General features: G+C 63.3%; 20 protein-coding genes and 1 pseudogene. 9 read left to right on the forward strand and 12 right to left on the reverse strand.

Annotated features, from left to right (window positions below; all coding sequences use genetic code 11):
* Nucleotides 1-11 precede the first annotated feature (11 nt).
* Together ACWGTI_RS04725 and cysG are read right to left on the reverse strand one after the other, a co-directional pair.
* The gene (locus tag ACWGTI_RS04725) at nucleotides 12-305 is read right to left on the reverse strand and encodes a DUF2849 domain-containing protein (protein ID WP_454586028.1); all 294 of its coding nucleotides are present in this window, start codon (nucleotides 303-305) and stop codon (nucleotides 12-14) included.
* Nucleotides 302-1,753, reverse strand: coding sequence for a siroheme synthase CysG (gene cysG / locus ACWGTI_RS04730; RefSeq protein WP_454586029.1), 1,452 nt, complete (start codon nucleotides 1,751-1,753; stop codon nucleotides 302-304). The genes ACWGTI_RS04725 and cysG overlap by 4 nt, the downstream gene beginning before the upstream one ends.
* 419 nt (nucleotides 1,754-2,172) lie before the next feature.
* Here cysG and ACWGTI_RS04735 point away from each other — a divergent pair, with 419 nt between their 5' ends.
* Nucleotides 2,173-2,622, forward strand: a complete 450-nt coding sequence (locus ACWGTI_RS04735) for a baeRF12 domain-containing protein (protein WP_454586030.1) — start codon at nucleotides 2,173-2,175, stop codon at nucleotides 2,620-2,622.
* 77 nt (nucleotides 2,623-2,699) lie between these two features.
* Nucleotides 2,700-2,927: pseudogene (locus tag ACWGTI_RS04740) on the forward strand (NAD-binding protein); the annotation flags it as partial.
* Between the two features lie 56 nt (nucleotides 2,928-2,983).
* Here ACWGTI_RS04740 and ACWGTI_RS04745 read toward each other — a convergent pair.
* Nucleotides 2,984-3,790: an AraC family transcriptional regulator gene (locus ACWGTI_RS04745; protein ID WP_454586031.1), complete on the reverse strand. Its 807-nt coding sequence runs from the start codon at nucleotides 3,788-3,790 to the stop codon at nucleotides 2,984-2,986.
* 110 nt (nucleotides 3,791-3,900) lie between these two features.
* Between ACWGTI_RS04745 and ACWGTI_RS04750 the strand changes: the two genes are divergently transcribed.
* Nucleotides 3,901-4,821 carry a zinc-binding dehydrogenase gene (locus tag ACWGTI_RS04750; protein WP_454586032.1) on the forward strand — a complete coding sequence of 307 codons (921 nt, stop codon included), beginning with the start codon at nucleotides 3,901-3,903 and terminating at the stop codon, nucleotides 4,819-4,821.
* Between the two features lie 20 nt (nucleotides 4,822-4,841).
* On the opposite strand, the gene ACWGTI_RS04755 is transcribed toward ACWGTI_RS04750, so the two are convergent.
* The 7 genes from ACWGTI_RS04755 to ACWGTI_RS04785 form a co-directional block, all read right to left on the reverse strand.
* Entirely contained in the window at nucleotides 4,842-5,594 is a 753-nt protein-coding gene (locus tag ACWGTI_RS04755; RefSeq protein ID WP_454586033.1) for an SDR family NAD(P)-dependent oxidoreductase, read from the reverse strand.
* Between the two features lie 63 nt (nucleotides 5,595-5,657).
* Nucleotides 5,658-7,949, reverse strand: coding sequence for a transglycosylase domain-containing protein (locus ACWGTI_RS04760; RefSeq protein ID WP_454586034.1), 2,292 nt, complete (start codon nucleotides 7,947-7,949; stop codon nucleotides 5,658-5,660).
* Between the two features lie 205 nt (nucleotides 7,950-8,154).
* Nucleotides 8,155-8,301, reverse strand: a complete 147-nt coding sequence (locus ACWGTI_RS04765; RefSeq protein ID WP_454573403.1) for a hypothetical protein — start codon at nucleotides 8,299-8,301, stop codon at nucleotides 8,155-8,157.
* Between the two features lie 83 nt (nucleotides 8,302-8,384).
* Nucleotides 8,385-8,639 carry a GlsB/YeaQ/YmgE family stress response membrane protein gene (locus ACWGTI_RS04770; RefSeq protein WP_112397442.1) on the reverse strand — a complete coding sequence of 85 codons (255 nt, stop codon included), beginning with the start codon at nucleotides 8,637-8,639 and terminating at the stop codon, nucleotides 8,385-8,387.
* A gap of 107 nt (nucleotides 8,640-8,746) precedes the next feature.
* Nucleotides 8,747-8,953, reverse strand: coding sequence for a hypothetical protein (locus ACWGTI_RS04775; RefSeq protein WP_454586035.1), 207 nt, complete (start codon nucleotides 8,951-8,953; stop codon nucleotides 8,747-8,749).
* Between the two features lie 128 nt (nucleotides 8,954-9,081).
* The gene (locus ACWGTI_RS04780; protein WP_454586036.1) at nucleotides 9,082-9,702 is read right to left on the reverse strand and encodes a ribonuclease D; all 621 of its coding nucleotides are present in this window, start codon (nucleotides 9,700-9,702) and stop codon (nucleotides 9,082-9,084) included.
* Nucleotides 9,703-9,781: 79 nt separating this feature from the next.
* Complete coding sequence (locus ACWGTI_RS04785; protein ID WP_454586037.1) at nucleotides 9,782-11,167, reverse strand: M20/M25/M40 family metallo-hydrolase; 1,386 nt, start codon at nucleotides 11,165-11,167, stop codon at nucleotides 9,782-9,784.
* Between the two features lie 537 nt (nucleotides 11,168-11,704).
* Between ACWGTI_RS04785 and polA the strand changes: the two genes are divergently transcribed.
* Nucleotides 11,705-14,653, forward strand: coding sequence for a DNA polymerase I (gene polA / locus ACWGTI_RS04790; protein ID WP_454586479.1), 2,949 nt, complete (start codon nucleotides 11,705-11,707; stop codon nucleotides 14,651-14,653).
* Nucleotides 14,654-14,820: 167 nt separating this feature from the next.
* Here polA and ACWGTI_RS04795 read toward each other — a convergent pair whose 3' ends face one another.
* The gene (locus ACWGTI_RS04795) at nucleotides 14,821-15,225 is read right to left on the reverse strand and encodes a Fur family transcriptional regulator (RefSeq protein WP_454586038.1); all 405 of its coding nucleotides are present in this window, start codon (nucleotides 15,223-15,225) and stop codon (nucleotides 14,821-14,823) included.
* A 291-nt stretch (nucleotides 15,226-15,516) separates the two neighbouring features.
* Here ACWGTI_RS04795 and ACWGTI_RS04800 point away from each other — a divergent pair, with 291 nt between their 5' ends.
* The 5 genes from ACWGTI_RS04800 to amrB all read left to right on the forward strand — a co-directional run bounded on the left by ACWGTI_RS04800 (nucleotide 15,517) and on the right by amrB (nucleotide 23,699).
* Nucleotides 15,517-17,736, forward strand: a complete 2,220-nt coding sequence (locus tag ACWGTI_RS04800) for a caspase family protein (protein WP_454586039.1) — start codon at nucleotides 15,517-15,519, stop codon at nucleotides 17,734-17,736.
* 101 nt (nucleotides 17,737-17,837) lie between these two features.
* Nucleotides 17,838-18,218: a hypothetical protein gene (locus tag ACWGTI_RS04805; RefSeq protein ID WP_454586040.1), complete on the forward strand. Its 381-nt coding sequence runs from the start codon at nucleotides 17,838-17,840 to the stop codon at nucleotides 18,216-18,218.
* Nucleotides 18,215-18,940, forward strand: coding sequence for a DUF4760 domain-containing protein (locus ACWGTI_RS04810; protein ID WP_454586041.1), 726 nt, complete (start codon nucleotides 18,215-18,217; stop codon nucleotides 18,938-18,940). Before ACWGTI_RS04805 ends, ACWGTI_RS04810 begins: the two co-directional genes overlap by 4 nt.
* An 11-nt stretch (nucleotides 18,941-18,951) precedes the next feature.
* Entirely contained in the window at nucleotides 18,952-21,975 is a 3,024-nt protein-coding gene (locus ACWGTI_RS04815; protein WP_454586042.1) for a caspase family protein, read from the forward strand.
* Nucleotides 21,976-22,040: 65 nt separating this feature from the next.
* Complete coding sequence (gene amrB / locus ACWGTI_RS04820) at nucleotides 22,041-23,699, forward strand: AmmeMemoRadiSam system protein B (RefSeq protein ID WP_454586043.1); 1,659 nt, start codon at nucleotides 22,041-22,043, stop codon at nucleotides 23,697-23,699.
* Nucleotides 23,700-23,721: 22 nt separating this feature from the next.
* On the opposite strand, the gene ACWGTI_RS04825 is transcribed toward amrB, so the two are convergent.
* Nucleotides 23,722-25,557, reverse strand: coding sequence for an MORN repeat-containing protein (locus ACWGTI_RS04825; RefSeq protein ID WP_454586044.1), 1,836 nt, complete (start codon nucleotides 25,555-25,557; stop codon nucleotides 23,722-23,724).
* Nucleotides 25,558-25,595 lie beyond the last annotated feature (38 nt).

Raw genomic sequence — 25,595 nt, forward strand, 5'->3', positions numbered from 1 at the left:
CAAAGTCCTGGCTATGCCGCCCGCTCGGCCTGCTTGCCCAGATCGTTGCGGATGGTCGGGCCCGCGGCGCGGATCTTTTCGCGCAGCCGCACCGGCTCGACGACGCCATCGACCACTTCGGCGTCGATCAGGTTGACGTCGACCACTTCATTATCGGCATAGGCCTTGGCGCCGATCGCTTCGAGCCGATCTTCGGCCGCCTTGTCGTGGGCGAGGTCGGCGTGGTCCACCGTCTCGGCCCAGCCGCCATCGGCGTACCAGACGGCGATGCCGTCGGTGAGGCGGTTTGCGGTCAGTATCTTCATTGTTCGACCTCTGCGGCGGCCGTATTGGCGACGCCCTCATGACTATACGCCGCGAGCGGCTCGGAACGTTCAAAGTTGGCGCCGGCGACCGCATCGCCGATGATGGTCATCACCGGGCCTGTCAGATCGGCGCGCGCTTCCAGCGACGGCAAATCGGCCAGCGTGCCGTGGAAGCGGCGGCGGTTCTGCAGGCTGGCATTCTCGACCACGGCGACCGCCGTATCGGGCGACAGGCCGGCCTCGATCAGCCGTCCCGCAACCTCGGCGGCGACCGAGCGCCCCATATAAACGGCGACGGTGGCGCCGGAAATGGCGAGCTTGGCCCAGTCCGGCAGCGAATTTCCTTTGAGATCATGGCCGGTGGTGAACACCATCGACGACGAGACGCCGCGCAGCGTCAGCGGCAGCTCGAAATCGGCGGCGGCGGCAAAGGCGGCGGTGACGCCAGGGACCACATCATAGGCGATGCCGGCATCGCGCAGTGCCGCCATCTCCTCGCCGGCGCGGCCAAACACCAGCGGGTCGCCCGACTTAAGCCGCACGACGCGCTTGCCCTGCCCGCCGAGATCGACCAGCAACGCGTTGATCTCGGCCTGGCTCTTGGTATGGCAGCCCTTGCGTTTTCCGACAGGCAGGCGTTCGGCGTCGCGGCGGCCCATGGCGACGATCGCCTCCGGCACCAGTGCGTCATAGACGATGACGTCGGCTTCCATCAAAAGCCGGTGCGCGCGCAGCGTCAAAAGATCCTCGGCGCCGGGGCCGGCGCCGACCAGGGCGATGTGGCCCGAAGCCGGTGCTTTCGACAGCAACAGATCGACGGCGGCGTCGTGCGCCTGCGAAAGCTCGCCGGCTTCGACGGCACGGGCCGGCGCGCCCTGGAAAAAACTCCCCCAAAACTGGCGGCGGGCATTGCCTTTCGGCAGCAGCTTTTCGGCTGCACCGCGGAACGAAGCGGCAAGCGTTGCCAGAGGCCCGAGCGACGGCGACAGCATGCGATCGATGCGGCTGCGCAGCATCTGCGCCAGCACCGGGCCGGCGCCCTCGGTGCCGATGGCAATGGCGACCGGCGCGCGGTTGACCAGCGCAGGGGTGAAGAAATCGCAGAGCTCCGGCCGGTCGACGGCGTTGACCGGGATACCCAGCCGGCGTGCATCCTCAGCCACGCGACGGTCCAGCGCCTCGTCGCCGCTGGCGGCAAACACCATGACCGCGCCTTCGAGATGCGCGGCATCGTAGGAAGCGGTGATATGTGTTGCGTCGGTCGCGGCAATGAGGGCCAGCAATTCGGCATCGGCAGCATCGGTGACGATGCGCAATGCCGCACTCGACTGATCGAGCAGCCGCGCCTTGGCCAGCGCCTCGGCGCCGCCGCCGACAATGACCACAGCTTCGCCTTCGACCCGCATGAAGACGGGGAACGCGTTGAGCTTGGGATTGACCTGCGGCATGACGAACAGATTCCGGTACAAGGCGGCAGTTTTACGCGCGGCGTGAAAAAGCTGAAGGAACCCACTCGCGCATCCCCACACGAGAGGCAATCGGTTTTCCGCAAGCCGAAATACGAAGAGAAAAATATTCCCCATCCGCACATAGGGCGGATTCAAGCTGCTGCCGCAGGCCTTGTTCTGCGGCTCTTTTATCCGGGAGCAATCCAGGCCGCAAAATTGTTTTTTCTAAATTCTACCAATTTAGTAGATTAAAGCCGCCACCACGGACGCCGCTGCGATAGCCGGCTCGATCGACCGAATATGGGCTCGACGCGAGCCCGGCGAACGGAGTGGAACGTTCTCGTTCCGCCGTGCGTTCTGATCCTGCCGACGCCGACGTCAGTCGGCTGGATTTGAAACCCTTCAAGCAGGAGCACGCGATGAGCAAAATCAACCTGAAACATGGCCTGTTGGTCATGGTGGCCGATGGCGAGAAAGCGCTGTTCCTGAAGAACGAAGGCGACAATCTCTATCCGAACCTGCAGCTCTTCCAGGAGATGAAGCAGGACAATCCGGCAACGCGCGAGCAAGGCAGCGACAGTCCCGGCCGTTACAATGACGGCCCGTCCGTGCATCGGAGCGCGGTCGAGGACACCGACTGGCACCGGCAGGGCAAGGAGCGCTTCGCGCAAGAGATTGCGGACCGGCTCTACAAGTTCGCTCATCACGGCATCTTTAGCGATATGGTGCTGATCGCGCCGCCGCTGGTGCTCGGAACGATGCGCAAGAAATTGCACAAGGAGGTTACCGACAAGGTGCAGGCCGAAATACCGAAGACATTGACCAACCGCCCGCTGATGGACATCGAGGCCATGCTTCAGGCGGCCTGAAAATAAACCGGGTGACCATCCGGTATCAGCTCTCAGGCGCGCGCAGGTTTTGCTGCGCCGCCTTTCGTTTTCAGGATCCCACCTTTTTCGAGGCCGGGCACATCGTTCTCAGGGCACGCGCCGCCAACCCCGGCATCAACGTCATCGCGCGCGCCCATTCCGACGCCGAGGTCGAACATCTGAAGGGTCTCGGCGCCGACACCGTCATCATGGGCGAACGCGAGATCGCCCGCGGCATCGTGGAAGAGGTGCTGGGGCAAAAGCCAATGCCACGACCCGATGCCGTTGAACCCTCTCCGGCCTGAGGCTGCCTAATCGAGCCGATACTGCGTGAGCGCCGCTGCAGCCGCAGAGGTATCGATCATGCCACGAAGGCAGAGCCGCCATACTGCGCGACGCTGGCGAGATACTTTGCCGGCGGCTTGCCAAGCGCTTTCTTGAACATGGTGATGAAGGCGGTGACGGAGCCATAGCCGAGATCGCCCGAGACCTGCTGCACGCTGGCGCCGGCAGCAAGTTCCCGTATGGCGACGATCAAATGCAGTTGCTGGCGCCAGCGGCCGAAGCTCAGTCCGGTCTCCTTCACAACGAGACGGGCGAGGCTGCTTTCGCTGAGCGCGACGCGACTGGCCCATTCCGCCAATGTGCTGCGATCGGCGGGATCTTGCGCCAATGCTTCGGCGATCCGTCGCAAGCGCGGCTCGGCGGAGATCGGCAGATGCAGCTGCTGGACCGGCATATCAGGCAGTTCGGCAAGCAGAACGCTTCCCAGGAAAGCGCACCTGTCATCGTCCGGTGCGCAGTCCGACAGCTCGATGATCAGCTCGCGCAACAGCGGTGAGATCGACAGCGTGCAGCACCGGTCCGGCAGATCGGCGGCTCCCGGCTCGATGTAGACGAAGAAAATCCGCGCATTGGCGGTGGCGATATTGCTGTGTTCCATGCCGCCGGGAATCCACACACCGCAATGCGGCGGCACCATCCATAGCCCGCTGGGGACGCGGCGTGTGACGCCACCGCCGAGCGCGAAGACGAGCTGTCCCTTGCGGTGCCAGTGGGCAGTCACTTCCGCCCTGGTTTCGGTAACGTCGACGCGCACCGCAATCGCCGGCGCGGGCACATCATCGACATCGAAATTGACCCAGGGATAGCGGAGAGGTTGTCTCACGATTGACCACTTTTAGCGACTATTCGCCATGATAGCTAAATTCATTGATCGAGGAAGCCGATAGGGTCCGGTTTTGTGGCTGGCATCCACAACCAGCAGGAAGGTTCTCCGTGCGCGCCCTCGTCATCTCTCCCGACAGCACCACCCGGCTCAGGCTCGCCGAGATCGACGAACCCCAGCCGCTCTCCAACGAGGCGCTTGTCCGCGTCCACGCAACGTCGCTGAATCGTGGCGAACTGCGCCTGCTCACCATACGCCCGGAAGGATGGATACCCGGCCAGGACGTGGTTGGGATTGTCGAACGGGCAGCTGCCGATGGCTCCGGGCCGGCCGTTGGCGCCCGGGTTGCCGCCTTGGTCGACGAGGCCGGATGGGCCGAACGTGTCGCCGTTCCGACCGACCGTCTCGCCGTCATCCCGGATGGGGTCAGCTTCGCCTCCGCCGCGACACTCCCGGTTGCGGGCACGACGGCGCTGCGGACGTTGCGCAATGGCGGCGACCTCGTCGGCCAGCAGGTCCTGATCACCGGCGCCAGCGGTGCGGTCGGTCGTTTCCAGATCCAGATCGCCCGCGAGCAAGGCGCCGCGGTGACCGCTATTGCCGCCGCCCGGCACAACGACGATCTTCGTCAGTTGGGAGCCGGGCAGGTCGTCGAGTCGATCGAGCGGGCTGAGGGGCCGTTTTCGCTGATCACCGAGTCGGTCGGCGGTGAAAGCCTCGCCCGCGCCATCGAACGCGTCGCACCGGGCGGCACCATCGTCATGTTCGGTTCAAGCAGCGGCGAACTGACGCCAATTGGCTTCAGACAGTTCGTTCCCAGCCACGAGGGTGCGCGGCTTCAGACCTTCGCTTACTACACATCAGGTGCAGGCATTGGCGCTGATATCGCCTCCCTGCTCGCTCTGGTCGCGGCTGGCCGGCTGGAAACCCGCGTGTCCCTGACCGTTCCGTGGACGGATATCGGCCAAGCGCTAGACGCCCTGCGGCAGCGCAGCTTCAGCGGCAAGGCCGTTCTCACCATCGCCGGATGAGCAGTCCTTGGCTTGACCCTCTAGACGTGCTGGCCGCCATTGATGTGGATTTCCGAGCCCGTCACGTAGGATGCCTGCTGCGAGCACAGGAAGAAGATGATGTCGGCGACCTCCGCGGTCGTGCCGAGCCTTCTCAGCGGGATCGTCTCGACGATCTTGTCGGTGCCCGGCGACAGGATCGCCGTGTCGATCTCGCCCGGCGCAATCGCGTTGACGCGGATGCCGTGCGGGCCGAAATCATGCGCCATCTCGCGCGTCAGCGAACCGAGCGCTGCCTTCGATGTCGCATAGGCGGTACCGGCGAAAGGATGCACGCGGGTGCCGGCGATCGAGGTGACGTTGACGATCGAGCCCTTGGCCGCCGCCAACTCCTTGAACAAACCACGCGCCAGCATGATCGGCGCAAAGAAATTGACCTGGAACACGTCGCGCCAGATATGCATCGGCGTGTCGATAGAATCCATCCGGCTGTTGCCGTCCTTGAGCTTGGGCGAGATGCCGGCATTGTTGACCAGCGCGTGCAGCTGCCCGCCATGTGCCTCCAACCGGTGACGTATCTCGGAAACGGCGATGCCGACATCCTCCTGGTCGGCAAGGTCGACCTTGATGTGGTCCTCCGGCCCGGCCGGCCACGGACAATCCTCGGCAAAGGCCTGGCGCGAGCAGGTGATGACGCGCCAGCCCTCACGCGAAAAGCGCTTCACCGTGGCATGGCCGATGCCCCGGCTGGCGCCGGTCAGCACGATTGTTTTTCTGGTGTCGGTCTCGGTCATGTCGCGGTCTCCGGCCGGAGATGTAGCCGAAGGTAACCTTGCTGGCGAGAGGCTACTTGTCGCTCACCCGCCGCCGAGAATATCCAGGATCGACGTCTTCCGCTTCTTGGTCGGGCCGCCGACGCTGCCGGGCGGTACCGGATGCTTGATCGAAGCTGTGGTGCCGCCGTCGCCGGGCATGTCGAAGCCGTCGGCATCGACGGTTTCGGCCGGGCGGCGGACAGCGCGGACCGGCGGCGCAGGAGCCTGGGCGGTCGCGGGAGCCGCCGCGGGACCCGCCGGAACTGATTGGCCGACCGACGCCGACGGGACCGGCGCCACTTGATTGTTGCCGGCGGAGGGTATGTCGTCGGGGACAATGGTGTCGGGCGGCGTCGATTTCCAGGTGCCGGGCAGCGGCCTGACCGGCACGCCTTCATGCGCGGCAACCATGAACTCGTGCCAGGCCTGTGCCGGTAGCGCGCCGCCGGTCACCTTCTTCATCGGCGTGCCGTCATCATTGCCGAACCACACGCCGGTGGTCAGATTGGCGGTGTAGCCGACGAACCAGGCGTCGCGCGAGTTCTGGCTGGTGCCGGTCTTGCCGGCCGACGGCCAGGCAAAGGCGGCTTTCTTGGCGGTACCGATCTCGACCGTGCCGGTCATCATCGAGTTCATCATGCCGACAATGTCCTGCTTGACGACGCGCGGCGCGCTGCCGCCATTATCGTCGAACAGGACCTTGCCTTCGGCCGTGGTGATGCGGCGGATGAAATGGATGTCGGGCTTGTAGCCGCCATTGGCGAACGGCACGTAAGCCGAAGTCAGCTCCAGCGGCGTCACCTCCGAGGTGCCGAGCGCGATCGAGGTGTTGGCCGTCAGATCCGACTGAATGCCCATGCGGTGCGCCGCCTCGACCACCGCGTCGGGGCCTACCTCCATGGTCAGCTGTGCGGCGACCGAATTGAGCGATTTCGCCAAAGCGGTCGCCAGTGTCACCTTGCCGAAGTACTTGCCGCCGTAGTTGTCCGGCGTCCACTTGCCGATCTTGATCGGCGCGTCGTTGCGCACGCTGTCGGGCGTGCGGCCGGCCTCGAGCGCGGCCATATAAACGAACGGCTTGAACGCCGAGCCCGGCTGGCGGCGCGCCTCGGAGGCACGGTCGAACTGGCTGGTCGAATAGTCGTAGCCGCCGACCATGGCGCGCACGGCACCCGAATTGTCGATCGACACCAGCGCGCCCTGGCTGACATTGAGCTTCTTGCCGCTGTCGTCGATCAGCCGGCGGATCGACTGTTCGGCGAGCTTCTGCAGGTTCAAATCGACGGTCGTGTCGACGACGATGTCGCTGCGCACGTCGCCGATCAGGTCGGGCAGTTCTTCCATGATGGTGTCGGCGACATAATTTTCCGAACCGGTCCAGTAGGACGGTGCGCGCGTCGCCGGCGCGCTCATCGCCGAGGCCAGTTCCTTGGCGCTGATCTTCCCTTCATCGCGCATGGCGGCCAGCACCAGCTGCGAGCGCTGTTCCGCGGCCTTCGGGTCGCGCGCCGGCGACAGCCGTGATGGCGCTTTCAACAGGCCGGCGAGAAGGGCCGCCTCCGACAGCGTGACATCGCGCGCGCTCTTGCCGAAATAGCGGCGCGAGGCCGCCTCAACGCCATAGGCGCCGGAGCCGAAATAGACCCGGTTGAGGTACATTTCGAGGATCTGGTCCTTGGTATGCTTGTGCTCCAGCCACAGCGACAGCAGCACTTCCTGCACCTTGCGCTCCAGCGTTCGGTCAGGCTTCAGGAACAGGTTCTTGGCCAGCTGCTGGGTCAGCGTCGAGCCGCCCTGCGAGAAATGCCCGCCCAGCACATTGGTCACCATGGCGCGCGACAGGCCGATCGGATCGATGCCAAAATGCGAATAGAAGCGGCGATCCTCGATGGCGATGACGGCTTCGGGAATGTAGGGCGACATTTCGTGCAGGCCGACCGCCTCGCCGCCGCTCATGCCTCTGTTGGCGAGCAGCTGCCCGTCGACCGAAACGATCTTGATGTTTGGGGCGCGGTCGGGGATCGACCAGGTCGTGGCCGCCGGCATCTTGGCGCCGTAGTAGACGACAATGCCGGCCACCGCGATGCCGCCCCAGATGAAGAGCACGAAGCACCAGTAGAACATTCGGGCCAGCACACCGAACAGGCCGCGCCGGCCTTTGCCGCGCCGGCCGCGCGAGGATGATTTTGCCTTGGAGCTTTTGCGCGCCCTGGAGGTTTTGCGATTGCCCGGCACGACGCGATCCTCCTCGTTCACCGAAAAACCGGCCGGAGATTTCGCCTTTGGCGATCCCTCGAAGCTGGGTTCGATGCGACTGTCTCTGCGGTTCGCCATGCGTTGCGCTGTCTTCCCGGTGCCAATGGCGCTCGGGTTGAAGGGTAGATGCGGCGGTTTAAGGGCGCGTTAAAGCAGGGTTTATGCACCCTTTTGAAATTTCCTAAGAATTTCTAAATTCGCTACCGCCCACTGTTTCCGGCAAGGCGCTTCCGCGCGGCCCGTCTTCCACAGAAGGCAGGGGCCTGGGCAAACCCGCAATATTTCAATTCTGCTGGATCGAAATGCCCTTGTCGTCGATCTTGAGTTCGACGCCCTTAGGCTTGGTCTGCTCGTGATAGACATAGATGCCGAGGGCGATGACCACGACCACGAGCGCGCCAATGACGAGATAGAGGGTGTTCTGTTTCATGGCGCGCTCCGTTTGGAGCAATTCCAGGAAAAGCGCCTAGCGCTTCCGCCCAAGGAATTGCGTGAAATAGGAAAGTCCGAGCGTCACGCTCGCTTCAGCACCTTGACCAGCACCAGCAGGATGACGGCGCCGATGGTGGCGTTGATGATGGCAGCCAGAATGCCGCCGCCGATGGCGAAGCCGAGTCTTGGGAACAACCAGCCGGCGATGAAGGCGCCGATGATGCCGACGACGATGTTGCCGATCAGGCCAAAGCCGAAGCCCGAGACGATGAGGCCGGCAAGCCAGCCGGCAATGGCGCCGATGATGATGAAGATGAGAAGGCTTTCGATGCCCATGACGCGTTCCTCCAGGATGAGAGGCAGCAGCGGAGCGGAAGGCCCCGAATCGGCCTCGTTATCAACGGCTTGAGGCTATGCGAAAGCGGCTCACCCCGCCAGCGCGCTCATTGGTCGTCGTCATCATCGCTGGAGGCAGGCCGCCAGCTGGTCGGGTCGACCTTCTTCTGGGTATCGCTGTCGGTGTAGACCCACCAGGCGCCGTCGCGGTACTGCCCTACGGATTCGCTGACGACACCGGTGCCGTCCTTCCACAGGACAGTGACCTTGGACCCGTCCGTCGGGGCGGTCGCTATCGGCTTTCGGTCTGCCATGTCATCCCCTCATCGTGCAATTCCAGGAAAAGTGTGCAGCGGTTTTTCGTCCGGAATTGCGCAGAACAATTTGAGTCGACAGAAACGCCACGTGGCGTGTCTGGTTCCAAACGGGTCACGAGGACGGCTCAGCTATGGGCAAAAATATCCTCTTCGTCCCAGCCCATCAGATCGAGCTTTGCACGCGTCGGCAGGAAGCGGAAGCAGGCGTCGGCCTCCTTGGTCCTTCCGTCCCGCGCCAACCGCCCCGCCAGCACATCGCGCAGACGGTGCAGGTAGAGTACGTCGGAAGCGGCATATTCGAGTTGTTCGGGCGACAGGGTCTCGGCCGCCCAGTCCGACGATTGCTGCGCCTTCGACAGGCCGACGCCGAGAAGCTCGAAGCAGATGTCCTTCAACCCGTGGCGGTCGGTATAGGTGCGGGTCAGCCGCGAGGCGATCTTGGTGCAGAACACCGGCTCCGGCATGACGCCGAAGGCGTTGTAGAGCACCGCGAGGTCGAAACGGCCGTAATGGAACAGTTTGGTTATGCCGCGACTCCTGAGCAGGCTGACCAGGTTCGGTGCCTTCTTCTGGCCGGGCGCGATCTGGATCACGTCGGCGGAGCCGTCGCCTGGCGAGATCTGCACTACGCAGAGCCGGTCGCGATGCGGGTTCAGCCCCAGCGTCTCGGTGTCGATCGCCACTGCATCGACATTGTAGCGGGACAGGTCGGGCAGATCGTTTTTATGGAAGCGGATATCGCTCATCATTTTCTCCGGATCGCGGTTTACGGCCGTCCTCGCCGCGATCCGCTGAAAAATCAACCAGAAACTGGTTTTCCGTCGCTCAGCGCGTCAGCGCATCGAGAATCCTCGCCCAGGAGCGCTGCCCCTTGTGGAAGGAGGTCAGTTCGTATTTCTCGTTGGGCGAGTGGATGCGGTCGTCGTCAAGCCCGAACCCGACCAGCAGCGATTCCATGCCGAGATAGGTCTGGAAGTCGCCAACGACGGGAATGGAGCCACCGCTGCCTGTGGTCACTGCGGCCTTCGGCCATTCATCCGACAGCGCAGTCTTGGCCTTGGCCAGGAACGGCGAGTCGTAGGAAAGCTGGATCGCCGGCGAACCGCCATGCGGGTGGAACTCGACCGAACAGTCCGCGGGAATGCGTTCCGTGACGAATTTCTGGAACGCGGCGCGGATCTTTTCGGGATTCTGCTTGTGGACGAGACGGAAGGAGATTTTCGCAGACGCCTCCGCGGCGATCACCGTCTTGAAGCCCTTGCCGGTATAGCCGCCGATGATACCGTTGAACTCGGCCGTCGGCCGCGCCCAGGTCAGCTCCAGTACAGAGCGGCCCTTTTCGCCCGACGGGATCGCCAGACCTATAGGCCCGAGGAAGGTCTCGGCGGTCTCGCCCAGCGTCTCCCATGATTTCAGGATCTGCGACGGCGTCTCCTCGACCCCGTCGTAGAAGCCGGGAATGGTGATGTGGCCGTTCTCGTCATGGATGTCGGCCAGGATTTTCGCCAGGATGCGGATCGGGTTGGCGGCAGCACCGCCATAAAGGCCCGAATGCAGGTCGCGATCGGCCGCCTTCACGGTGATCTCCTCGCCCACCATTCCGCGCAAGGAGACGCAGATCGAGGGCGTCTCGCGGTCCCACATGCCGGTATCGCAGACCAGCGCGAAATCGGCCTTCAGTTCTTCGGCATTGGCCTTCAGGAACGGTATCAGCGACGGCGAGCCGGATTCCTCCTCGCCCTCGAACAGGATGGTGATGCGGCAGGGCAGATTGCCATGCACCTGTTTCCAGGCACGGCAGGCCTCGACGAAGGTCATCAGCTGTCCCTTGTCGTCGGCCGAACCGCGGCCGGTGATCACCTTGTGGTCGGGCTCAATCTCCTTGACGGCCGGCGCGAACGGGTCGCTTTCCCAAAGCTCGATCGGGTCGACCGGCTGCACGTCGTAATGGCCGTAAAACAGCACATGCGGCGACCCGGCTGGCCCTTCATGATGCGCCACCACCATCGGGTGTCCTGGCGTGTCGCGCACCGAGGCATCGAAGCCGATCAGCTTGAGCTCCGCCACCAGCCACTCCGCGGCTTTGCGGCAGTCGGCGGCGTAGTCGGAATCGGTCGAGATCGACTTGATGCGGAGCAGACCGAACAGGCGCTCCAGGCTCTGGTCGAGATTTGCGTCGAGACGGTCGAGCACAGGGGAAATCGTGGACATTATTGCGAGCCTTTCTTTTCGGTGCCGGGACCGTAAAGGCAGCGCACCAAAACGAAAAGCCCGCGATCACTGCATCGGCCGGAAAATCGAATTCGATTTTCCGAAAAGCTCGATGCAGCAGATTCAAAGTTTTAGAGCGTCCTTTGTGCGTCCAATAGGACGCACGGCGCTCTAATGGACCACGCAATTGTTTGCTGAAAGGCAAAAAAGAGCCGCCGTGGTGGAGGGGGAAACCACGGCGGCCTTTTACTCGAAACGATGCGGCAGCCCGGAGAGGGGGGATAGGCTGCCGCAATTGTCCGGGATAGGCGGGGGACGGGCCTTGCTCCGGACTCGGCGAAAACTGCCGATGACCTGTATTTGTGTCTTCGAACGTGGCGTTTCAAGGGCAAGAAAATTACACTTTTGTAACATGGCTGTGAGCGCCCGGGCATCCGGCGGCTTTGAGGCAGGCTCTGTCAGGATGTCGCCGCAACCCTGTTGGAAGTCCGCCTTTACCAATGGACCGCGAAGCTTGGCCGCGCTATCCCTGCCGGCATGAAAAAAGGCGATCATCTCTTCCTTATCGACGGCTCCGGCTACATCTTTCGTGCCTACCACGCGCTGCCGCCACTGACCCGCAAATCCGATGGCCTGCCGGTCGGCGCCGTGTCCGGCTTCTGCAACATGCTGTGGAAGCTGATGCAGGATGCCCGCAACACCGATGTAGGCATTGTGCCGACGCATTTCGCGGTCATTTTCGACTATTCGTCAAAAACCTTCCGCAATGAGCTCTACCCGGACTACAAGGCCAACCGCAATGCGCCGCCCGAAGACCTGATCCCGCAATTCGGCCTGATCCGGCAGGCAACCATCGCCTTCAACCTGCCCTGCATCGAGATGGAAGGGTTCGAGGCCGACGATCTCATCGCCACTTATTGCAAGCTGGCCTGCGAGGCCGGCGGCGACACCACCATCATCTCCTCCGACAAGGATCTGATGCAACTGGTCGGCCCCACGGTCGGCATGTACGACCCGATGAAGGACCGCCAGATCGGCATCCCCGAGGTGATCGAAAAATGGGGCGTGCCGCCCGAAAAGATGATCGACCTGCAGGCACTGACCGGCGACTCCGTCGACAATGTGCCCGGCGTGCCCGGCATCGGACCGAAGACGGCGGCGCAATTGCTGGAACAGTTCGGCGATCTCGACGGGCTGCTGGCGCGCGCCGGCGAGATCAAACAGGACAAAAGACGTGAATCCATCATCGCCAATGCCGACAAGGCTCGGATATCGCGCCAGCTGGTGACGCTAAAGAACGACGTGCCGGTCACCGATGGGCTCGAGGATTTCGTACTGCACGCGCCGGACGGGCCGAAGCTGATCGGCTTCCTCAAGACCATGGAATTCACCTCGCTGACCCGCCGCGTGGCCGAGGCGACCAGCACCGAGGCCGGCGACGTCCAGGCCGTCGCTGTAACTGTCGAGCGCGCCGACACCGCGCACGGTCCCGATGTCGGGTCTGGCGCACCGGCCGTAGAGCGAGGCCCGGCAGCTTCTGGAACGGACGAAACCGCAGCCGGCGCGGGGGCGGCCAAGGCCGGCGATACGCCTTCTTTGCTTTCAGCGCTTCGTCTCGAAGCGGCGTCCTCCGCCAAAATCGATCCCGGCGCCTATGTCGCGATCCGCGACACGGCAACCCTCAAGAGCTGGCTGGCCCAGGCGAAGGAAACCGGCATTGTCGCTTTCGACACCGAGACCACATCGTCCGATCCGATGCTTGCCGACCTCATCGGCTTCTCCCTGGCGATTGGACCCGGCCGCGCCGCCTATGTACCGCTGGCCCACAAGAGCGGCGCCGGCGACCTGCTCGGCGGCGGCACACTCGAAAACCAGATCCCGGTTCGCGAGGCGCTGGCGCTGCTGAAACCCTTGCTGGAGGACAAATCGGTCCTCAAGATCGCCCAGGACGCCAAATATGACATCGTCGTCATGAGCCGTCACGGCATCGATATCGCGCCCTTCGACGACACCATGCTGATCTCCTACGTGCTCGACGCCGGCACCGGCCACCACACTTTGTCGTCTCTTGCCGACAAATGGCTTGGCCACGCCACGATCCCGCTCAAGGAGCTCGCCGGTTCGGGAAGGAGCTCCATCGGCTTCGAACAGGTCGATATCGAGAGAGCAACCACCTACGCCGCCGGCCATGCCGATGTGGCGTTCAGGCTATGGCAGGTGCTGAAGCCGCGACTGGCTGCCAAGGGACTGGTCTCGGTCTATGAGCGGCTGGAGCGTCCGCTGGTGCCGGTGCTGGCACGGATGGAACAGCGCGGCATCTCGGTCGACCGCCAGATCCTGTCGCGGCTCTCGGGCGAGCTGGCGCAAGGCGCGGCGCGGCTGGAAGAGGAAATCTACGGCCTCGTCGGCGAGCGCATCAACATCGGTTCGCCAAAGCAGCTCGGCGACATCCTGTTCGGCCGCATGGGTTTGCCCGGCGGTTCCAAGACCAAGACCGGGCAATGGTCGACCTCGGCGCAGCTTCTGGAAGACCTCGCCGCCGAAGGCCACGAACTGCCACGCAAGATCGTCGACTGGCGTCAGCTGACCAAGCTGAAATCGACCTATACCGACGCCCTGCCCGGCTTCATCCACCCCGACACCAAGCGCGTGCACACCTCCTACGCGCTCGCCGCAACCACGACGGGCCGGTTGTCCTCCTCCGATCCCAATTTGCAGAACATCCCGGTGCGCACCGCCGAGGGACGCAAGATCAGGACCGCCTTCATCGCCGACAAGGGCCAGAAACTGATCTCGGCCGACTACAGCCAGATCGAATTGCGCGTGCTTGCCCATGTCGCCGAGATTCCGCAGCTGACGCAGGCTTTTGCCGACGGCGCCGACATCCACGCCATCACCGCTTCGGAAATGTTTTCCGTGCCTGTCGAGGGCATGCCTTCGGAAGTGCGCCGCCGCGCCAAGGCGATCAATTTCGGCATCATCTACGGTATTTCCGCCTTTGGCCTCGCCAACCAGCTGTCGATCCCGCGCGAGGAGGCTGGCGCCTACATCAAGAAGTATTTCGAGCGTTTCCCCGGCATCCGCGACTATATCGAGGCGACCAAGGCCTATGCGCGCGAGCATGGCTTCGTCGAAACCATCTTCGGCCGCCGCATCCACTATCCGGAGATCCGGTCGTCAAACCCGTCGATCCGCGCCTTCAACGAGCGCGCCTCGATCAACGCCAGGCTGCAAGGCACCGCCGCCGACATCATCCGCCGCGCCATGGTGCATATGGACGAGGCGCTGGAGAAGGCTGGCCTCTCGGCCCGCATGCTCTTGCAGGTGCATGACGAACTGATCTTCGAGACGGTGGAAGCGGAAGTCGAGGCGACGATCCCCGTGGTGCGCCGCGTCATGGAGAACGCGCCCATGCCGGCAATTTCGATGTCGGTGCCGCTGCATGTCGATGCACGGGCGGCGAACAACTGGGATGAGGCGCATTAGCGCCCAGCCCTTGCGGCGTCCCGCCGTAGGGACGTCGAGATTCAGGTCAGGCCGAGTCGAAAATGGCTGATGCCGAGAACCGGAGCGGAGCGTACTTTTCGTACGTGAGCACCGGAAGCGCAGGTATCGGCCATTTGCAGGCCGGCCTCACCTGAATATCGGCGTACCTAAGCAGCCTCAGCCCGACACTTGGCACACACGCCTCGAAACTCGATCACCGCCTTCTTGGCGGCAAACCCCGTCGATCGAACCCACTCATCGAGCCGGTGATCGACATCGTGATCCGACATCTCCGTCACCTGCCCGCATGTATCGCAGATGGCAAAGGCGGTCATCGAATGGCTGTGGTCGTGCGGCTCGGCGCAGGCGACGAAGGAGTTGAGGCTTTCGAGCCGGTGCACGAAGCCTGACTTCACCAGACTGTCGAGCGCCCGGTAGACCTGCAGCGGCGCGCGAAAACCGCGCTCACGCAACTGGTCGAGCAGCGTATAGGCGCTGAGAGGTCCGCTGGCGGCCTCGAGCTTCTCGAGCACGCTCAGCTGATTCTTCGTCAGCACATCCCTTGCCGCCATGATCCTGTTTTCCGATCGTTCAGAGCATGATGCCGAAAAGTGTGAAGCGGTTTTCGGACGACATCATGCTCTATCTCTTCACTTGGAGCCGTCACATTATTTCTGCCATGCGACGGTCTCAATTCCCTTGAGATAGCGATGAAACGGGCTTTTTGCCAATGTTTCCGTTATCGCCATCGACGTCATCACCGCTACCGCTGGTTGACGGCACCGACCACATTCAAAATACTGACAAAATTCACGACGAAAGGTGCCGCACTTGCAAATTCGATCGGGCTTGGGGAAGCAATCATGATCAGATTGACACGACGCACGCTGCTCGTCGGCACGTCGGCGCTGGCTGCTGCCGGCATGGTGCCGTTTCAAGTTCGCGCCGCCTCGCGCACCTACCATGCGCTGCTGGTCGCCTGCACCGATTATCCCAACCTGCCGCAGAAGAACTGGCTGATCGGGCCGAAGAACGACGCCGGTCTGGTCCGCGACTATCTCCTGAAGAACACGCCGGAGCCGGTAAAATTTGCTCCCGAGAACGTTACCTTGCTTGCCACGGAAGTCGAAGGCGCCAATGGCCCGCCGACCCATGCGGCGATCAAGGCAGCCCTTGCCGATCTCGCCGCCAAGGTCCAGCGCGACGATTTCGTCTATCTGCATCTGTCCGGTCATGGCGCCCAGCAGCCGCAGGCCAAGGGCGGCGACGAGACCGACGGCCTCGACGAGATCTTTCTGCCGAACAACATTGAAAAATGGGTCGACCGCGAAAAGGGCGTGCCCAACGCACTCGTCGACAATGAGGTCGGCGCGGCGCTCGACGCCATACGCGACAAGGGCGCCTTTGTATGGGTCGTGTTCGACTGCTGCCATTCCGGCACCGCAACGCGCGCCGCGGAAGTCGATGACGAACTGGAGCGCAAGGTCGAGTTCGCCGATCTCGTCGGCGGTGATGATGCGGCGAGAGCAGCGGCCGTGAAGGCCTATGACGACATTTCGGCAAGCGCATCGCGCGGTTTCGACGAGAATGGCGCGCGCAAGCCGGCCTTCAACCTGACGCCGACCGGCGCCGAGCCGATCGCCAGGGGCAAGCTGGTTGCTTTCTATGCCGCGCAGACGATCGAGACGACGCCCGAAATGCCGCTGCCCAAGGGCACGCCCGACGCGCCGCGCTTCGGCCTGTTCACCTTCACCATGCTGTCGAAGCTGGCCGAGAACCCCAACGTCACCTATCGCCAGCTCGGTCAGGCCGTGCTGCAGCAATATTCGGCCGACGGCCGCACAAGGCCGACGCCTTTGTTCGAGGGCGAGCTCGACGCCCGCGTGTTCGGCACCGACAAGACCGACGCGGTCATGCAATGGCCGATTGCCGTCAAGGACGGCGACGTAGCGATCGGCGCCGGTCTGCTGCAAGGCCTCACCCCCGGCAGCAAGCTCGCCATTCTGCCTTCGGCGCTGTCGAAGCTCTCCGACGCGGTGGGCTACCTCGAAGTACAATCGGCAAGGAACCTGGAGAGCAACCTCAAGCCGGTCGAATTCGACGGCAAGCCGGCGCTTGCGCCGACGGCCGTGCCTGCCGGCGCGTATGCGCGCGTCGCCGAACTCGCCGTCGACTACAAGCTGCTGGTGGCAAAGCCGGCGCGAACCCCGGGCCTCGAAAAGGAGACCGAACTGGTCAATTCGGTTCTCGATGAACTGGCGGCGAAGCCGAATTCCGGCTTCCACATCGCGTTGGTCGAGCCCGGCAAGAGCGCCGATCTGCGGCTCGCCGTGTTGCGCGAAAGATCCATTGCCGGCGCTGCCGCCGACGCCACCGACGAACCGGCGCTGTGGTTCCTGCCGGCGTCCGGCGACATCAGCCTGAAGGACGGCAGCAAGCCGCCGCGCATCGTCATCCATCAGGATGGTCGCGACAAGCTCGCCGAAAATACGGCCAAGAACCTGACAACCATCTTCCGCGCCACGGGCCTGTCGCGGCTCGCCGCCGCTTCCGACTACCGGCCGGACGAGGTCAGCGTCCAGTTTCTGATCAAGCGCCAGGACAGAGATGCGACGGAGCCGATCGAACCCTCGACCGTGCCGCGCGTGTCGCCGGGCGATCAGGTGCATATTGCTGCCAGGAACGAGTCCGACGAGTTTGTCGACATCAACGTGCTCTATATCGGCAGCGACTACTCGATCACCCACATCGTCTCCGAACGGCTGGCGCCAATCAACCAGCAGGCCGACCAGGGCCTGAAGGAAGGTCTGCTCGCCTTCACCGACACCAGCTTCGGCATGGAGCGCATGATTGCCGTGCTGACCGAGGCGCCGCCGCAGAGCGAAAAAGAGGATCTGAGCTTTCTCGCCCAGGAAGGCGTCCGCGCCGTGACGCGGGCAGCATCGGGAACACCCGGCTTCTCCGACATGCTGGCCGACATCGGCATGGCGCCGGCGACGCGCTCGGTGATGCGGCTTGCCGACAAGAGCGGTCCGAAGGGCGCGGTGATGGTCTTCCCGATGGAAACGGTGCCGCGCGCCTGAACATGCTTTGTCGGCTCTTGCGCTACCGGCATGATATGGTGAAACATTTCCCGGCTCGCGGCGCCTCGATGTGCTGCGGGACGCAACAGATGGGGACTTCAGTGACTATCCTCGTGCTTTCCTGGCGTGCAGCGACTGCCGGCCTTGCAGCCGGCCTGTTGCTGGTTGCCAGTGCCTCGGCGGACGAAAACTGCGGCCTGTGTGCCAAGCAGATCGTCACCAATTCCGAGCTCGCCAACTGCTTTCTCGACCAGTACGACCAGATCGCCAAGACCGGCGGCACGGCCGTCGTCGTCGATCTCTCCAGTTGCGCCTCGCGCGGCGTAGTCGAGCCCTTGCCGTCACCGAACAAGGCGGCTGCCGAGCCGGACGTACAGTTCATGATTTCGCGCACGCAGCTCGATTGTCTGAAAAAGAAGCTGGAGGCGCCCGGCATCGTGCTCGATCCCTCCGCCACCATCCAACTGGACAGCTGCGGATGAAAAAGCCGGGGGGCACTGCAACACAAAAATCGCCGGCCGCATCGCTGCCGGTTCCAGCACCGGCACCGGCCAAGAAGCCGGAGAGCTTGCCCGAGACCACCGAAGGCTTTCCGTGGCCGAGCAGTCACGAGATCAAGAAGGAATCGAACCCCTTCACCGATCGCGACTGGCGCATGCTCGCCTACGCCTGGTCGGGCCTCGCCGTGCGCCTGGCGATCATCTTCACCCTCGGCTTCTCGGTCCTTCAGTTTCTGGCAAACCAGGAACAGAAGCGCGTCGAGCAGACCATGTCGCTGGTCGAGCTCTGGGAAAGCAGGGATTTTCAGCAGGCGCAACGCGCGCTCAAGGAGCGGCTGGCGGCGCTCAACGCCAAATACGACAATCTGCTCAGCGCCACGCCATCGCCGACCGAGGAGCAGGTGTTTCGGCAACGCATCGGCATCGAGGCGATGACGGCCGGCGGCGGGACTATGTCTGTCGCCGATTTCAACGACAATTTCGACCGCATCGTCTATTTTCTCAACCGGCTCTCCATCTGCGTCGACGGCAAGCTCTGTTCGCGCGATGTCGCCGATGCCTATTTCCGCGACTATGCCGTGTCATTCTGGAGCTACTTTGCCGGCTACATAGAAAAGGAACGCAGGACCGGTTCCGCGAATTATGCCCGGGCGATCGAGAACTATGTGCGCCACGGCTCGCCGCCGCCCACTGAATCCAAATAGCGGCGCACAAGATGCCGGGCAGCTCTCTCCCCTTGCGTGCTTTCCGGTGGCTGATCCTGCTCGGTCTTGTGGCGCTGGCGTCGACCGCGTATGCCGAAGACCTCGATTTCCATCTCGATCTCAACACCGGCGGTCACAGCGCCAGGGTTTCCGACCTTGCCTTCACGCCGGACGGTCAGGAACTGGTCTCGGCGTCTGACGACAAGACCATCCGCATCTGGGACTGGCAGAGCGTCGTCACGCTGCGCACCATTCGCGGTTATCTCGGCAACGGCAATGACGGCAAGATCTTTGCGATCGCCGTGTCGCCGGATGGCAAGACCATCGCGGCCGGCGGCTATTTCGGCGCCGGCATCGGCGACAAGCCGCCTTATGGCGATATCAGGCTGTTCGATTTCGCCACCGGCAAGATCAAGGCCGTGCTCAAGGGCGCCGACTACGCAGTCTATGATGTCGCCTTCTCGCCGGACGGTAACATGCTGGCCGCCGGCGGTGGCGATGGCTTCGTTTATCTCTGGCGGGTGGATGACAAATCCGCCTCGGGCTGGATGCTGGCCGAAAAACTCGATGCCGATTCCTGGCGTGTCGAAAAGCTTAGCTTTGCCGCCGCGGGAACCCGGCTGGCAGCGACGACGACCGACAATGGCATAAGGCTCTGGGACGTCGCAAAGTCGGAGGAAATTCCGTTGCCCGCCGAGGCCGAACCGCTGCGGGACGTCAGCGTCGCCGCACTTGCTGTCTCGCTGGACGGGAACCTCTTCGCCACCGGCAGCAAGGATGGCGACGTCCAGCTCTGGCAGGCCAGCGACGGCAAGTTCGTCCGCGCCATGCCAAAGCAGGACTTCCAGATCGGCGCGCTGAGCTTCGCTGCGGGTTCGCGGCTTGTCGCATCCTGCAGCTATCGCTGCGCCGACAAGCACCGCACGGTGGTCTGGAATACCGACAGCGGTGAGCAGGTGCTCGACTATAGCGGCCATGACGGCACGGTCTTTGCCAGCGCCAGCAATGCCGGCGGTTCGCTGGTGGCGACCGCCGGCGGCAGCCGCAATGCCATCCAGGTCTGGAACCCCGCGACGGGCGAGCGCAAGGGGCTGCTGCAAGGGGTTGGCGAACCGGTGACGGCGGTCGGCTTCGACGCGGCGAGTAATTCCGTCGCCTGGGGCAACGCCAACCCCTGCCCCGAACGCGTGTCCTGTCCTGAACTCCAGGGAACGCTGGACAAGACGCTGGCACTGCCGACGGCCAACCGGTTCTTCGAGGGTCCGGAGCCCTTGGCGCAACAGAGCGCCTTTGCCCGCGCCGTGCTGGCCGACAGTCGGTGGTCGCTTCGCGCTGTTCCCGGCGGTAAGGACGGCCTGGAGAATGCCGTGCTGGAAATATCGAACAGCGGCAAGGTGGTGCACAGCATCGAGAATGCCGCCACCAATGGTTTCGTCCATTCCGCCTATACACTGATCGGCAACGGCCTTGGCCTGATCACCGGCGGCAGTGACGGGACGCTGCTGGAGTACAAAACCGCGACCGCCGAGGTGTCAGGCGAATTCACCGGCCACACCGGCGAAATCAACGCTATTGCCGCCTCCGGGACGGAAGGACTGCTGGTCACCGGCAGCGCCGACCAGACCTTGCGGCTGTGGAATTTGAAGACGCACAAACTGATCGTGTCGATGTTCTTTGCCGGCTCGGAATGGATCGTCTGGATGCCGCAGGGTTACTATTATTCCTCCGCCGACGGCGACAAGTTGATCGGCTGGCAGGTCAATCAGGGCCGCGATCATGAGGGGCGCTTCATCAGCGCCGGTCAGCTGAAGAAATATCTCTGGAGTCCGGAAATGGTGCGCCGCGCCATCATCCTGCGCAGCGCCGAACAGGCGGTGCAGGAGATGCGCCCGGGCGTCGACCGCGAGCTGGAAAAGCTGCTTGAGCGCAAGCCGCCGGAATTCGGCATCAAGCTTGCCGCCGACCAAAGCAATGTCCGCGAAGGCTATGTCGCCGTCGAGATTACTGGCGCGCAGGAAGCCGGCGCCGATGTCTCCGGCTTTTCGATCCTGTCGAACAGCCGCAATGTCGGCGATGTCAGCGCACGCTCGGTCGATGGCGGCAAGAGCACCATCGTCGAAGTGCCGGTCGAGAATGGCGAAAACACCATCCGCATCACCGGCACCAACGAATTCGGCTACCTGACCGAGCGCAGCGTCACAGCCCTGGCCAGGAAATCCGAGAAGCAAGCCAACAAGGGCAAGCTTTATGTCGCCGTGATCGGCGTCGATAAATATCCTTTCCTGACCGATGCCTGCGCCGGCCGCGCCTGCGATCTGCGCTACCCCGTCGACGACGCGACGGAGTTCCTCAAGGTGATCTCGCAGAAATCGGCACCCTTGTTCTCGTCGATGGAAACGCTGGTGCTGGTGAACCGCGAAGCGCTGGATGAGGCGCCCGATTCCGGCAAGGACGTCTTCAAGGTCGCCAGCGCCGACAGCATCCTGGAACCGGACTCCGACACGATCGACGACCAGCTCGCCGACTTCCTCGACAAGCCCGGCGAGAACGATACCACCATCATCTTCGTCGCCGGCCACGGCATCAACATCGACGAGGACTATTATTTCATCCCGACCGATGGCCGCAAACAGGACGCCGACCGCTGGAAGCGCTCCTCGCTGGTCGACTGGGGCGACATCCAGAAATCTGTCGAGCGCGCCAAGGGCATGCGTTTCATGCTGCTCGACACCTGCCATGCCGCCAACGCCTTCAACCCGCGCCTGGAAAAGGACGCGCAGGACGCCCGCATCGTCGTGTTCTCGGCCACCGCCGCCAACAACACCGCCGCCGAACTGCCCGAGCTCGGCCATGGCGTCTTCACCTATTCGATCCTCGAAGGCCTACGCGGCCGGGCCAAGACATCGGATGGCGGCGTGACGCTGTTCGGCCTCGCCGACTATATCTCGCGCGAAGTGCTGCGGCTGACCGCTTCCAAGCAGAAGCCGTTCTATTATGTCGGCGGTGTCGAAAACATTGTTTTGGCTGAGCCGTGAGAGTGAACCGTCGGCGCCCAGGCACCCCCCTCTGGGCTCGAACTTGGCTGTCAGTCGCAGCAGCATTGTTCACCTTCATCTTAACGCTCCCCGCCCTCGCCGCCCCCATCCCCTGCCCGCCAGGCAACGCAGACTTCCCACCCTTCTATGACAACCCCGCCCTCTTCACCGACGCCATCACAGCCGTCGCCAAAATCGAGCCCTCCAACCAGCGGCTGACCGGCATCACCGTGCCGCACCATCTGCTGGTCGCCGATCTCGTCGCGCTCGGTTTCCACGCCGCATCCGGCTTCCACTACAAGCGCATCGTCATCCTGTCGCCGGACCATTTTCACAAGACGCAAAAACTCTTCGCCACCACGACGCGCGGCTTCGGGACGGTGCTTGGCCCGGTCTTGGCCGACGCGGCAGCCGTGCGGCTTCTGGAGAAGAACAGCGACATGGTCGAAGACTCCTGCCTGTTCGCCAAGGAGCATGGCGTGCAGGCCATGCTGCCCTTCCTGCATCATTATTTTCCCGAAGCTGAAATTGTGCCGGTGGCAATGTCGGTCAAGGCCAGACGTGACGACTGGGACCGGTTGGCTGAGGCCCTGAAGGTGATCGTCGACAAGGAAACGCTGATCGTCGAATCCACCGACTTCTCGCACTATCTGCCGCAGCATGACGCAAGGCGTTTCGATCAGCAGACGCTGAACATGCTCGCTGCCGGTTCGCTCGACGGCATCGCGGCGCTGCACCAGCCGGATCACGCCGATTCCGTCGGTGCGCTCTACATTCAGACCAGGCTGCAGCGCGAACTGTTTGGTGCTGCGCCGCTGGTCGTCGCCAACGAGAATTCGCAGGCGCATTCGAGCGACTATGTCGAGCGAACCACCAGCTACGTCGTGGCACTGTTCGCGGCCTTCGGCCCCGGTTTCAACAACCCGATCCGGCCCGACGACAAGCTCTATTATTTCGCCGGCGATGTGAATTTCGGCCGCGCCATGAAGAAGATCCTGGTCCGCGACGGCGTTGCCGAGAAGATCGTCGACAGCGTGCTTGCTTTGACCCGCTCCCGGCCGCTGATCGTCAACCTCGAAGGCGTCATCCTGCCCAACGTTCCAGAAGCAATCGACGATATGACGCTGGCCATGCCCGCCGATCTCGCCATCGGCATGCTCAGGAAATTGCATGTCGCCGCCGTCAGTCTTGCCAACAACCATGCCTACGACCTCGGCCTGTCAGGTTACGCCGAGACGCTGAGCGCGCTCGATGGGGCCGGTATCGCCCATTTCGGCCAGAGCGAGACGCTGGCGCTAGCCGACCTCGACCTTGTCGGGCTGACCGACATCGACACCAATGGCTCCAGGAACACCGACCTTTTGGCGCCTGTCTTGCTCGACAGGCTACTGCATGACAATGCCGAGCGGCCGGTGATTGCCTTTGTCCATTGGGGGCGCGAATACAAGACGGAGCCATCGCCGCGCGAAGAGATGCTGGCCGACCAGATGCGGCTGCGCGGCGTGTCAGCCATCGTCGGTGGGCACCCGCATGTGTCGAGCGAAGCAATCCTTCCGCTCGCCGGCGGCGATGTGGCGGAGATCTATTCGCTCGGCAATTTCCTGTTCGACCAGAAGGCCGAGCGATCGTCCGGATCCATGCTGGAACTCAGGGTGTTCAGTCAGGGCACGATCTTTGCTAGGCTGATCCCGCTGCCCAACTATTTCGAGATGGGCTCGAAATAGAGCAATTCCGGGGAGCGGCGGATCAACACCCCTGCAGATCTTCCGGCAGATAGCACACCGCCGGCTTGGTCCTGGTCTCGAACAGGGACTGCTTCGGCCGGAAATAGAAGAAGGTCGCCGGCTTGCTCTCGCGTGTGCTGCCGTCGGCGAAATGGGCGGCGATGCTGAAGCGATGGACGGACGACATAGACGACCACATCTTCAGCCGCGCCGTGTAGGCGCTGAGGTTCTTGTTGCCGCGCACCGGCATGGCGATGCTGTAATCGGTCTTGCCGATCGGAAATTCGATGTTCTGGTAGCGTAGGGCTTCGGGCGAGGCACCGCCGCCATCGCCGCATTCGGCGAGCGATTCGGGAACCTCGATGCTGACCAGCGAGACGACGACGCGAAACGGCTCGCTCTGCTGGTAAACAGCGCCCTGATCGTCGGCCCAGGAATAATCGAGCTTGCCGATCCCGGTCACGCTCATCTTCTCGACACTGCCGCTGATGTAATCGGCGACGTCGCCGAATTTGACCTTGTTGGCGACCTGGGCGCGGCAGACGTCGAGCGCGTCCCTCGATGGGCACGTAAAGCGCTCGGTCTCGAGTGTGGTCGTGTCGACGCCGGCCTCGGCCAGCACATTCTTGACCGACACATCGACGCCGTCGCCGAAAGTGCCGATGTCTTTTGTAAACATGCGGCTCGGCTCGCCGGTCGCGTTGTCTTCCTCGTCGGTCCTGGTGAACTGGATCGACATCGTCATGTCTTTGACGTCGCCCCAGCCATTGTTGACGATCGAGAAGTCGGGGCGGAACCCGACGCAGCCATAATGCTCGCTGATCGACAGCATCGGCTTGCGGTAGGCTTCGCTGGAGGCAACCTTCATTTCCAGGCTGTCGAGTTTGACCCGGGTCTGATCGGTGGTCTTGAGGTCGACTTCGGCGAAGGCCGACGCCGTCTCCCAGTCCATGCCGTCATAGACATTGCCGGGGCCGAGCTGTCCGGTGCCGTTCCAGGCGTCATTGTATTGGTCTGACACCGGATAGATCGCGATGTCCTCGTCGCGCACCAGGTGCTGGTACTGCATGTCGGCCTGCTGCGTCATGCGCTGGTCGACGGCAATGCCGATCTCAACCTTGTCCGCGGCCCCGCTGCCGGTCTGCGCCTTGAGCAGCCCGCCCACCCTGGCATCGGCCAGCACATCAGGGCGCGCGCCACCCATCTCCTTGCCCATCGCCCATTGCGACCAGTAGACGGTACCGCCCGGCAGCCGGGTGCGCCCCTTGCCGTTCTTCAGCCCATCGGCAAACGGGCCGACGAATATTTCGCCCGTTTTCGTCTCCAGCCGGCCGCTACCATTCGGCACGCCGGCGCTAAATTCCCCCTCATAGCGATTGCCGTCGGCGTCGACGTGGATGGCGTGGCCGTCGAGCTGGCCGGCGACCCAATGCCCGTCGAGTATCTCGCCTGAACGCAGTTCCAGCCGGCCCTGCCCATCGGGCCGGCCATTCCTGATCTCGCCGAAATAGCTGGAATAGATGGTCTTGGGGTCATAGCTCGCAGAGCCGCGTACCCGCCAGACCAGCCTGCCCTTGCCGTTGACGATGCCGTCGGCGGCAACCGTCCGGTCCGGAGACTGGCCGGCGGCCGGCTCCCAGACGAAGTCGAGACCGAGTTCCGGATGGAAATCCCAGACCCGGACGTTCTTGCGCAGCACCGAGCGCGTCTGGCTCTGGTAGAGGATTTGCACCCGCTCGGCCCAGGCGCCAGGTGAGGCGCGACCTTGATCGGCCGCCGCCGGAAACCATGTCAGCGCGGCCAGCATGGATGCAGCCGCAATTGCTTTGACCCCGAAGATCACCCCTGCCCGCGCCATCGTTCCCAACCCCTTGGATCGCCTAGCGTAAGCGCCAC

Source organism: Mesorhizobium sp. ArgA1 (genome assembly GCF_053714375.1).